Origin of the sequence: Heyndrickxia coagulans DSM 1 = ATCC 7050, from assembly GCF_000290615.1 — a bacterium.
Taxonomy (GTDB): domain Bacteria; phylum Bacillota; class Bacilli; order Bacillales; family Bacillaceae_C; genus Weizmannia; species Weizmannia coagulans.
The window spans coordinates 25,463-35,029 of the sequence record NZ_ALAS01000184.1; the positions used below are offsets into that span (position 1 = coordinate 25,463).

Sequence of the window (9,567 nt, forward strand, 5' to 3'; positions counted from 1 at the left end):
TCCTCCTCATTCTTTTTTTGGCATGACGGAAACACGGTAACTTGCGATGTCAAGGGCGCTTGCAACAGCTTCTTTTACCGATTTTTGGATGGAGACATCGCCGCCGCCGCTACAAACGACTAACACCCCTGTGATCTCTGGCTTCCTTGTTTCCGTTACAAGGGGCACTTCCTTGTCCCCGTTTTGGACAATGACGACTTTATCATCCTTTGAAATGCTGTCAATTTTCCGTTCCCCGCCGTTTTTATCTGTTTCGGTTGTTGTTTCATTCCGGATGGTGGCGTTTTTCTCATACACTTTGCTTTCTGATGCGGCCACATTCACCCGTACGTTTACGGAGCCGACGCCCTTGATTTGTTCCAGAATGCTTTTCAGTTCTTTCTCATATTGGTTTTCGTACGTGGAGATCGATTTTGATTTTTTGGAAGTGCCTGCACCGAATGCGGCTGTCCCTTTTCCGCCTGCCGTTTTTACGGGTGAAGATGCAGTCAGCGCTTCGTTTTTTTCGCTTGAATGTCCGAAAAGGTCATTGATAAACATCATCCCGAGACCGGAAATCAGTAGTACGGTTAACAGCACAAGCTTTTTCTTTTTATCAGGCGGGCCAGATGGCAGCCATTTTTCTTTCAGTTTTTTGAACGGTCCCTGGTTACGATCCATTTTCGTTTTCAAGCCCCCCTTCGAAACGGAGATCAATTTTTTCTTTATTGATTTTCCAGCGGTTCGACAACATGGCAATGATCGATTGCTGCTCGCGTGTGCTTTGTTTTTCTGTTTGTTTATCCGCCCCGATTTCAACCGGTTTAACGGCAGCAACAGCTTCTTTTTCGTTTTGCGCTTTCAGATAGACACGGACTTTTTTTACATCCGAAGCTTTTAAAGCGGTAAGATCCCCGCTTTTGGCCCCGTCTTTCCACTCGACCGTGATTTTTGAAATTGATTTTCCAAACGCTTCCTCTACCTCCCCTTCCGCATCTTGCTTCAGTTGGACAGCCATTTGTTGTAATGTATATTCCTGCTGTATGGCATTTATTTCTTTTTTCTTCGTTTCAAGCGCATTTTCTTCCGCAGACGGGCTTGAAATTCCGGAATTCCCCAATTTTTCCATCCAAATGGCAGGATCGGCGGAAAAAAGCCGGAATATCGGTGTGACAATAATGGCAATGAGCAAAAGCCCGGTCACAAGCTTTGTATATTTCCGCATCCCGGAGTCGGGCAGAAGCATGTCCGTTATGGCCGCCAAAAGGATAAAAATGATGATGTTCAGCACCCATTTTGTCAAAACGTCCACAAGGTCTCCCCCCTTAACGCATCATCATCGTAAGATTGCCCGCCGTAACGATGATCGTAATGCTGAGAAAAAACATGATGGTCACAATCGCGAGGGCGGCAAATACGTACAGCATGTTTTTGCTGATGATATCAAGGCAGCTGATGACCGGCCCCCCGCCGAGCGGCTGCAAAAGGGCGGAAGCAAGCTTGAACATGAACGACATGGAGAAAATTTTGATGGCTGGAAACGCCGCAATGAGCAGCACAATGGCAACCCCGGCAATGCCGAGCGTATTTTTCAAAAGGACGGAAGCGCTGATCACCGTATCGGCGGCATCCGTCAGCATCCGCCCGACAACCGGGACAAAATTGCCAGTCACAAATTTTGCGGTACGGACCGCAAGCCCGTCCATCACCGCCGTTGCCGTCCCCTGAACGGACAAGGCGCCTAAAAACACAGCCATAAAAGCGCCGAGTATGCCGATCCCGATATTGCGCAACAGACCGGCCAGCTGTGTTGCTTTATGCTGTTCCGAGAGGGTGCTGACGACGCCTAAGAGTGTTGAAAGCAGCAGAAGCGGCAGCACGATGATCTCGACCAGCATGCCGCTTGTGCTGGAGAGAAAAATAATGGCCGGGTGAAAAAAGGCTGCCGAGCCGGCGCCGCCTGATGTGGAAAGCACAGCCAGCAAGAGCGGCATCAGCGCCAGGATAAAACCTTTCATTGTCCGGATCGCCTCAAGCGCGTATTGAAGGGCGACATGAAAACTGTTCAGGGCAATAATGACGAGCACCATGAAAACAACCGCGTACGCAATTTTGCTGATCGTCCCTTGCTGGAATGAATGATGCAGGTTTTCCAGCAGGATGCTTAAAATCGTAAGGATGATAAGGGAGCCTAATAGTTTTGCGTTGATCAGCAGCTCCTGGAAAATATACGAAAGCAGCCCTTTCAGCCAGGCTTGCAAGGAAAAATGCTTCTCGCCTTTCATAAAATCCATAAGGCTCCCTTTCTGGCTTTCCGGCAAGTATCCGCCGTATTTGCTGACAATGTCGTCCCAGTAGTTTTTCAGTTCTGATAAGTCCAATTGATTCAATTGTTCATCGACCATTTTTTCCGAAATATTCTCCTGTTTGTCCGTATTTTCCGAAGCGGCGGATGCCGACTGTGCGAAGAAACAGAAGGCAAACAGAATGAAAAGTGCGATGCATATTTTTTTGTGCCCCATATCCTCAACTCCCTGCACGCGGAACGAGATTGACAATCGTTTCGATCAGCACGGTAAGAATGGGGATGGCCATTGTCAAAATAATGATTTTGCCGGCCAGCTCCACCTTTGCCGCAAGTGCCCCCTGACCGGCATCTTTTGTAATATTGGCTGCAAAATCGGCAATATAAGCGACGCCGATGATTTTCAGGATCGTTTCGATATACATCGTGTCGACATTCCCTTTTTGGGCAATTTTTTGCAGCAGGTGGATGATTTCGTATATCTTGTCCACCAGAAAAAGAAAAATAAAACAGCCGGCAAAAAGCGTCAGCAAAAAGGCAAAATTCGGTTTCTGCTCTTTTAATATGAGCGCAAGGAAAGTCGTGATGAGCGCCACACCCGCAATTTGCAAAATTTCAATGGGAAATCCCCCCTTTTTTCCCGGCTTATTGAAAAAGAAAGACCGTTTTGATTTTGGAAAACAAATCCCCTACGATGGATGCCACTAAAAACAAAATGTAAAGAAAACCGAGAAGCGTGACCCATTGCGCATATTCTTTTTTGCCGACCTGGTCCAGAATCGTGTGGAGAAACGCCACAACAATCCCGACCCCGGCAATTTTAAAAATGATGTCCACATCAATGCCCATTGCTTTTCCCCCAATATGATCCGTGAGACTTTAGATCAGTAAAATAGCGATCAGTAAACCCGTGAGGACGCCAAGGCTTTTTGCCATTTTTTCATAGCGGAGCTGCCTTTCGTGCGCTTCTTTTTCTTCCCTTTCTAAATGTGAAAGGGCCAGGAGCAGCTGCTTTTGCTCGGTATAGCGGTCATGTTTGCCCAGGTTTTCCCCGAGCTGCCGCAATACTTCATACTCGTTTTCTTTCAGGGCCGTCAGTTTCCAAATTCCGTCAAGGCTTTTTTCCCACGCTTCTTTGACCGTTGTTTCCAATGTGGTCAACTGGCTGGCAAAGGAACGGAAGAAGGCGGCAGCCGGATCCGGGAGCTGGCCTGATAGTTTTCTTGCCGCTTCATGCAGCGGGGTATGCCCGTACATGATTTCCACTTCCAGTGCCTGAAGCGCGTTTTGAAAAATTCTCAGCTGGCGGGGGCGTTCGCTTAACCGTTTTGCTGCCTCAAAGCCGATGAAACTGGTGGCGAGCACAATCAGTGCTGCTCCAAAAAGTTTAAGCACGGGAAACACCTTCACCGGTACGGATGATGTTCCCTTCCGCATCGCGGACCGCTGTTACCCTTCCCGGCCGGCTCCCCCGTGACAGTTCGAGAAAGCGGTCAAACGCATACGATTCGAGGATTTTCTTTAAAATTGGGCGTTTTTGGATATCCCGGAAGTTTTCCCCGTGCGTTGTCATGACGAGCGAAATGCCCGCATTTACCGCCTCCATAATCGCCGCCGCATCTTCTTCGCGGCCGATCTCATCCACGACAATGACATCCGGGCTCATCGACCGGATCAGCATCATCATCCCTTCCGCTTTCGGACAGGCATCCAGCACATCGACCCTTGGCCCGAAATGGAGTTGCGGGATGCCATGGACGCAGCCGGCAATTTCAGACCGTTCGTCGACAATCCCCACTTTGGCAGGCGAAATCCCGCGTTCCGGGATGCCGCTTGAAATCAGCCGCGCGATATCCCTTAAAAAAGTCGTTTTTCCGGTCTGGGGCGCCCCGATGATCATCGCGGACAGCCAGCGCCCGTTGTGAAGGGCGAAAAGATAAGGATCCGCAGTCCCGATTTTTTCCCGGGCAATCCGGATATTAAAAGATGAAAAATAGCGGATCGCCTTTACTTGTCCATTTTCAAGAATGACTTTCCCCGCGAATCCGACACGGTGCCCGCCGCTGATCGTGACGTATCCCTTTTTCAGCTCTTCTTCAAGGGCGTAAAAAGAGAAATTCGCAAGCCGGTTGATCAGCTGCTCAGCATCGCTCCCCGTTGGCGTATAGCGCAAAAAATGCGGGATTCCTTTTGAAGTAATTTCAAGCGGGCGGTTTACGCGGATGCGGATTTCTTCCACATCTTCGAGCATGTCCCCCAACTTTTCCAGCTGTTTGGATAAGGTTTTCGGCAAAATGCCCAGCAAATCTTCCATCTTCATCCCTGCTTTCAAAACATACAGTTTGGTTCATGGATAGTACAATCTATTCGCCGGGTTTGAAAACTATGACAAGGAAGCGAGGCAGATGCTGAAAGTTTAAGTTATTTATAACATGATTATGTAAACTTATTTTTGCCTGTCTCTTGCCAGAAAAGCAAAAAAGCTTGGCGCCGTTTGGGACGCCAAGCTTTTTTCAAAGAAATCAGGCACGGGACACGTATGAACCGTCCGTTGTATTGATGATCACTTTATCGCCTTCATTGACAAAGAAAGGCACCTGTACCGTCAGGCCGGTTTCAAGCGTGGCCGGTTTGGACCCGCCTGTTGCCGTATCGCCCTTTACCCCCGGTTCCGTATGGGTAACTGTCAGCGTGACCGTATTGGGGAGTTCAATGCCGAGCGTTTCTCCCTGGTACATGATCATTTGCACTTCCATGTTTTCCAGCAAGTATTGCAGCTCATCTTTAATTTGGGCGCTGCTCAGCTCGATTTGTTCATACGTTTCCGTATCCATAAATACGTGCTGGTCGCCGTTTGCATATAAATACTGCATTCTCCGGTTGTCGATCTGTGCCCTTTCAACTTTTTCGCCGGCACGGAACGTTTTTTCCTGGATAGCGCCGGTACGCAAATTGCGAAGCTTCGAGCGCACAAAAGCGGCGCCTTTTCCCGGCTTAACATGCTGGAAATCGAGGACGCGCCAGATGCCGCCGTCCACTTCAATCGTTAAGCCGGTGCGAAAATCGTTTACTGAAATCATATTTTTCCTCCTACATGTTCATTCGATCCCCTGTTGAGGGCTGTAACTATTATAATATAATCAGTTCTTTTGCGGAATGCGTCAGCAATTCATTCGAATTTTCGGTAATCACCGTATCGTCTTCAATCCGGACGCCGCCGACACCCGGCACATAAATGCCCGGTTCGATGGTGACAACCATGCCCGGTTCCAAAGTATAGGCCGAGCGCATGGAAAGATTCGGGCCTTCGTGGATTTCAAGGCCGATCCCGTGCCCAAGGGAATGGCCGAACGCATCGCCGTAACCTTTCCGGGCGATATAATCGCGGGAAATGGCGTCTGCTTCAATACCGGACATGCCCGGTTTGATGTTTTGGACGGCAAGCAGCTGCGATTCCAGCACAATATTGTAGATTTTCTTCAATTGCCCGGAAGGCTCGCCGACCGCAACCGTCCTTGTAATATCCGAACAATAGCCTTTATAGAGCGCGCCGTAATCCATCGTAACCAAATCGCCTTTTTCGATCACCTTGTCCGTCGCCACCCCGTGCGGCATGGCAGAGCGGAGGCCGGATGCGACAATGGTATCAAATGAAGAAGCAGTCGCGCCGCATTTCCTCATGAAAAATTCCAGTTCATTGGAAACTTCCAATTCCGTGACGCCCGGTTTTAAGAAGTCAAGGATATGTTTAAAGGCAGCATCCGCAATATCCGCAGCCTCTTTTAATATCTTAATTTCCTCATCTGTTTTGATCAAGCGCAAATTTTCAACAAGGCCGGAAACCGGGACCAGTTCCGCATCGAGCAGCCCTTCATACGTTTTAAAAAGCGCATAGCTCATATGGTCCTGCTCAAACCCGAGCCGTTTGATCCCCATTGCTTCCACCTGTTTGGCCACTTCCTGTTCCACCGGCCCCTGATGCTGGACGATTTCGTAGCCTTCACACTCTTTCGATGCCTGCTCGACATAGCGGAAGTCCGTAATAAATTTTGCCGCTTCCCCGGATATAAGGACAATCCCGGTAGTCCCCGTAAAATTGGACATATAGCGGCGGTTATACGGGCTTGTAATGAGCAAGCCGTCAATACCGGCCTGCGGAAATGTTTCTCTCAGTTTCTCCAGTTTTAACATCTTTCTTCCTCTCCCTTTTCTGCCTCAAGCAAGGCCATGAGGGCAAGCTCATAGCCGTACAGCCCGAAGCCTGCAATTTGCCCCTGCGCAACAGCCGCCGTTACAGAATGGTGGCGGAATTCCTCGCGGGCATGGATGTTCGAAATATGTACTTCAATCACCGGCAGGCGGATGGCACTGATCGCGTCCCGCAAAGCATAGCTGTAATGCGTGAACGCGCCCGGATTGAAAATAATCCCTGCAAAGCCTTCATCCCCGGCAGCGTGCAGCTTGTCAATCAGGGCGCCTTCATGGTTGGATTGAAAAAAACCGATGGCGACGCCGTGCTTCCGGGCCGCCGCTTCCATGCGCGCCATCAATGCCTTAAGCGAATCTCTCCCGTAAATGCCGGGTTCCCTTTGCCCGAGCAAATTCAGATTTGGGCCGTTTAATACGAGGTATTTTTTCATTTCAAGCACCTTTTTCCCATATTTAACGTGCCCATTTTACCATAAATTGAAGAAAATTTCTATTTTTTAACTTTCCGGCCGGCACCCGCCCGTTTCGATTTATGGGAGCGGGTTCGACTGCCTCTCCAGTTTTCTTTTAAAAACCCGGCTTCTTTCATACTCAAAAGAAATCGAATAACCGATAAACACCCCGTAGAGAATGTAAATGCAACAGCAGGTAATGATCGTATTGGCATCCAGTTTGAGAAAAGGTTTCATGCCGGGAAAAATCGGATTCAGCACAATCAGGACGGCTGCGCACAGGCAAAGCCCGTAGATCGCGCCGACCCACATCGATTTCAATTTTTTAAAGAAAAGATAATAGACAAGGGCGCAGCCGGTAGAAAACAATCCGTATGCCAATATGGAAACGATTTTTCCGATCCACATTTTGCGCCAAGATCCTACTGTAAATGGTTCAAGCAGGACATTCGGTTCAATCGCCGTAAAATGAAAAGAAAAGCATAAATAGGCAACCAGGCTCCAAATGATCCCGCCCGCAAATCCGGTCACAAGCACCATTTGAAAAAAGGTCATGGAATGCTCCTGGTTTTTTAATACTTTGCTGCCATTTTCCATATTTTCCACCCCTTCACATGTGACGGCATGCATCTTTTCTTTCTTATCTTTCCCACAAGTCTTTCCCCTAGTCGTATTTAAAATGATTTAGTAAAATAAGAGTGAATATCGTTTCGGAAATCCACTCCGTTTTCAGGTTAAACGGGAAAGAAGCATTTGAAGTTCAGGTTTGGGGGAAAAGAAATTGACAAAACCAGTTTATGGCGGCCAGGCAGTCGTGGAAGGGGTTATGTTCGGTGGAAAGCGGCATTCGGTCACTGCCATCCGCCGCAAAAACAACCGGATCGACTTCTTTTATCTGCCAAAAGAGACGCGCCCGTCCATCCAAAAATTGAAAAAAATCCCGTTTTTGCGTGGGATCATTGCCATCATTGAATCATCCGCAAACGGAGCAAAGCATTTGAATTTTGCAAGCGAGCGGTATGATGTTGACCCGGAAGAAGACGAAAAACGGAAGGAAGCAGCCCCCGCAAAAACAACCGTGGTGCTCGGCGTGGCTGCTGCCGGCGTCTTGTCCTTTTTGTTTGCCAAATTTTTCATGACGCTTATTCCCGTTTTTCTGGCAGAACTGGCAAGGCCGTTTTTTCCCGGGGATGCCGCGCAAATTCTCATTGAAGGCGCGTTTAAACTGCTGCTCGTGCTTTCGTATATTTATTTGATTTCTTTAACGCCGTTTATCAAGCGGGTATTCCAATACCACGGGGCTGAACATAAAGTCATCAATACATTTGAAAACGGGCTTGCCCTCACCGTTGAAAACGTCCGCTCGCAATCGAGGCTGCATTACCGGTGCGGCAGCAGTTTTATTCTGTTTACCGTGATTGTGAGCGTCCTGATTTATACGCTTGTCCCGACAGATCCGCTCTGGCTCCGCATCACCGACCGGATTTTGCTCATTCCGGTCGTGCTCGGCACGGCGTTTGAAGTCCTTCAGCTGACCAATAAAGTCCGCCATATTCCGGTTCTGAAGTATCTTGGCTATCCGGGCCTGTGGCTGCAGCTGTTAACGACAAAAGAGCCGGATGACAAGCAAATTGAAGTCGCGATTTCCTCCTTTCAGGCGCTGCTTGAACTGGAATCGGGTGATACGGCTTCTGCCGCCCGTTAAAAACGGCGTTTGAAATTTCCAGCGCATGGGAATACATTTACTATCACAAGCTTGTTTGTGCGACGGGGAATCAACCTCAAAATAAAAACGGCCGGATCCGTATAAACTGGTAGAATGATGGAAAAAATGGTTGGGAAAACATGAGGAGGTGGCTTTTGTTGAAGACGCGTCAATGGATCATCGCCGGCATTTTTCTTTTGGCCCTGGTCGGCCTGGGTTCCTCTTTGTTTCATGAGCCGGTTGTATTCTTGAAAAGGGTGTTGATAGCCTTCATTTTTGCGGCAGTGCTTTTGGCTGGCATGCGTTTCCTGCTCAAGAGAAGCACGAATGTTTCCAACCAGGAACAAAAAGCATTTTTAAAAGCCGCCCGCAAATCCAGGAAAAGAATGAAAAAAAGGAATATGAAGGTCCATACTGTCCACACGGTTAAATTTTCAAAACGGCCGCTGCGCAAAAAATCCAATGTCCAGTTAACCGTGATTGAAGGCAAAAAGGGCAAAAAGAAAAATCGAGCTGTCTACTAAGCTCGATTCTTTTTTATTAATAGGACCACGTTTTCAGAAACGTTTCTGTTTTTTTCCGGCCCGCCTCGATTAAGGCTGCTTTTTGTGCGGCGGAAAGCTGAAAATCTGTAGCAGTCACGCCATCTGCAGCGATAAAAATAATGTCTTTTTCCAGTTTTCTTGAAATATAGCGGGCATCATGGGCGTCTTTCATCGTCTTGAACAGGGCATCGAACAGCTGGATCGCATTTTTTATCTCCACATCCGGCTCTTCCTGTGGTTTCGGGCTGAGCGTAATGCCGAGCACCGGCCGCGCCTTTTTTTCGTATGTGTAAAATTTTACTCGAAGGGCAGATGAGTGGAAAAAAATGGGAAGACGCTCTATCATTTAAATGTACGCTTGTGGGCGAATAC

The 9,567-nt window shown here is 48.3% G+C and carries 14 protein-coding genes; 2 read left to right on the top strand and 12 right to left on the bottom strand.

Annotation, left to right across the window (positions count from 1 at the left end):
* Nucleotides 1-6: 6 nt before the first annotated feature.
* The 11 genes from spoIIIAG to IC21_RS09340 all read right to left on the bottom strand — a co-directional run bounded on the left by spoIIIAG (nucleotide 7) and on the right by IC21_RS09340 (nucleotide 7,542).
* Nucleotides 7-660, bottom strand: a complete 654-nt coding sequence (spoIIIAG, locus tag IC21_RS09290; protein ID WP_013859614.1) for a stage III sporulation protein AG — start codon at nucleotides 658-660, stop codon at nucleotides 7-9.
* Complete coding sequence (gene spoIIIAF, locus IC21_RS09295; RefSeq protein ID WP_029142200.1) at nucleotides 650-1,291, bottom strand: stage III sporulation protein AF; 642 nt, start codon at nucleotides 1,289-1,291, stop codon at nucleotides 650-652. The genes spoIIIAG and spoIIIAF overlap by 11 nt, the downstream gene beginning before the upstream one ends.
* Nucleotides 1,292-1,304: 13 nt before the next feature.
* The gene (gene spoIIIAE / locus IC21_RS09300) at nucleotides 1,305-2,501 is read right to left on the bottom strand and encodes a stage III sporulation protein AE (RefSeq protein WP_029142199.1); all 1,197 of its coding nucleotides are present in this window, start codon (nucleotides 2,499-2,501) and stop codon (nucleotides 1,305-1,307) included.
* A 4-nt stretch (nucleotides 2,502-2,505) separates the two neighbouring features.
* Nucleotides 2,506-2,895 carry a stage III sporulation protein AD gene (gene spoIIIAD, locus IC21_RS09305; RefSeq protein WP_017553540.1) on the bottom strand — a complete coding sequence of 130 codons (390 nt, stop codon included), beginning with the start codon at nucleotides 2,893-2,895 and terminating at the stop codon, nucleotides 2,506-2,508.
* Nucleotides 2,896-2,929: 34 nt separating this feature from the next.
* Complete coding sequence (gene spoIIIAC / locus IC21_RS09310) at nucleotides 2,930-3,133, bottom strand: stage III sporulation protein AC (RefSeq protein WP_013859618.1); 204 nt, start codon at nucleotides 3,131-3,133, stop codon at nucleotides 2,930-2,932.
* Nucleotides 3,134-3,163: 30 nt separating this feature from the next.
* The gene (gene spoIIIAB, locus IC21_RS09315; protein WP_029142198.1) at nucleotides 3,164-3,679 is read right to left on the bottom strand and encodes a stage III sporulation protein SpoIIIAB; all 516 of its coding nucleotides are present in this window, start codon (nucleotides 3,677-3,679) and stop codon (nucleotides 3,164-3,166) included.
* Nucleotides 3,672-4,598, bottom strand: a complete 927-nt coding sequence (spoIIIAA, locus tag IC21_RS09320) for a stage III sporulation protein AA (RefSeq protein ID WP_029142197.1) — start codon at nucleotides 4,596-4,598, stop codon at nucleotides 3,672-3,674. Before spoIIIAA ends, spoIIIAB begins: the two co-directional genes overlap by 8 nt.
* 208 nt (nucleotides 4,599-4,806) lie before the next feature.
* Nucleotides 4,807-5,364, bottom strand: a complete 558-nt coding sequence (gene efp / locus IC21_RS09325) for an elongation factor P (RefSeq protein WP_013859621.1) — start codon at nucleotides 5,362-5,364, stop codon at nucleotides 4,807-4,809.
* Between the two features lie 49 nt (nucleotides 5,365-5,413).
* Entirely contained in the window at nucleotides 5,414-6,475 is a 1,062-nt protein-coding gene (locus tag IC21_RS09330; protein ID WP_029142196.1) for a M24 family metallopeptidase, read from the bottom strand.
* A complete protein-coding gene (aroQ, locus tag IC21_RS09335) occupies nucleotides 6,469-6,924 on the bottom strand; it encodes a type II 3-dehydroquinate dehydratase (RefSeq protein ID WP_029142195.1) in 456 nt (151 codons plus the stop codon). Before aroQ ends, IC21_RS09330 begins: the two co-directional genes overlap by 7 nt.
* 99 nt (nucleotides 6,925-7,023) lie before the next feature.
* Nucleotides 7,024-7,542, bottom strand: a complete 519-nt coding sequence (locus tag IC21_RS09340) for a YqhR family membrane protein (RefSeq protein ID WP_029142194.1) — start codon at nucleotides 7,540-7,542, stop codon at nucleotides 7,024-7,026.
* A gap of 184 nt (nucleotides 7,543-7,726) precedes the next feature.
* On the opposite strand from IC21_RS09340, the gene IC21_RS09345 reads away from it, so the two are divergent.
* Together IC21_RS09345 and IC21_RS09350 are read left to right on the top strand one after the other, a co-directional pair.
* Entirely contained in the window at nucleotides 7,727-8,650 is a 924-nt protein-coding gene (locus IC21_RS09345) for a DUF1385 domain-containing protein (protein ID WP_029142193.1), read from the top strand.
* A 158-nt stretch (nucleotides 8,651-8,808) separates the two neighbouring features.
* Nucleotides 8,809-9,174, top strand: a complete 366-nt coding sequence (locus IC21_RS09350) for an SA1362 family protein (protein WP_234969520.1) — start codon at nucleotides 8,809-8,811, stop codon at nucleotides 9,172-9,174.
* Between the two features lie 16 nt (nucleotides 9,175-9,190).
* Here IC21_RS09350 and IC21_RS09355 read toward each other — a convergent pair whose 3' ends face one another.
* Nucleotides 9,191-9,415: a hypothetical protein gene (locus IC21_RS09355; protein WP_234969522.1), complete on the bottom strand. Its 225-nt coding sequence runs from the start codon at nucleotides 9,413-9,415 to the stop codon at nucleotides 9,191-9,193.
* Nucleotides 9,416-9,567 lie beyond the last annotated feature (152 nt).